We start from the raw sequence: 674 nt of genomic DNA on the forward strand, positions 1-674 counted from the left end.
AGGTATGAAGCGTGAGGAAGTGATTGCTGTGGGCGACGGTGTGTGTGACGTAACAATGATTCAATTGGCGGGGCTGGGCATAGCTATGGGACATTCACAAGACTCGGTGAAAGCCTGTGCCGATTATGTGACTGCTTCGAATGAGGAAGACGGAGTGGCCGTTGCAGTGGAGAAGGCTATCATATCCGAAGTGCGTGCAGCCGAAATTCCCCTTGACCAACTGAATGCGCAGGCACGCCACGCATTGATGGGAAACTTGGGAATTCAATATACCTATGCCGACGAAGACCGTGTGGAAGCAACAATGCCGGTAGACCATCGTACCCGTCAGCCTTTTGGCATTTTGCATGGCGGGGCTACTCTTGCATTGGCGGAAACAGTTGCCGGACTCGGTTCAATGATTCTTTGCCAGCCGGACGAGATTGTAGTAGGAATGCAGGTCAGTGGAAACCACATATCTTCTGCACATGAAGGAGATACAGTGCGTGCAGTAGGAACAGTTGTACATAAGGGACGTTCCTCCCATGTATGGAATGTAGACGTGTTTACTTCAACAAACAAACTAGTGTCTTCCATACGGGTAGTCAACAGTGTGATGAAAAAGAGATGACCGACGAAGAAATAAGTAATTTGACAACTATTGATGCATTTATTCAGCGGAAGCAGCCGTTTGC

The 674-nt window shown here is 48.8% G+C and carries 1 protein-coding gene; it reads left to right on the top strand.

Annotation, left to right across the window (positions count from 1 at the left end):
• The coding region (locus AB5935_RS27800; RefSeq protein WP_368328075.1) for a hotdog fold thioesterase at nucleotides 1–610 on the top strand (610 nt) is incomplete at its 5' end.
• Nucleotides 611–674: the final 64 nt, after the last annotated feature.

Origin of the sequence: Phocaeicola sp. RTP21198st1_B8_RTP21198_201120 (genome assembly GCF_040929485.1) — a bacterium.
GTDB lineage: Bacteria > Bacteroidota > Bacteroidia > Bacteroidales > Bacteroidaceae > Phocaeicola > Phocaeicola dorei.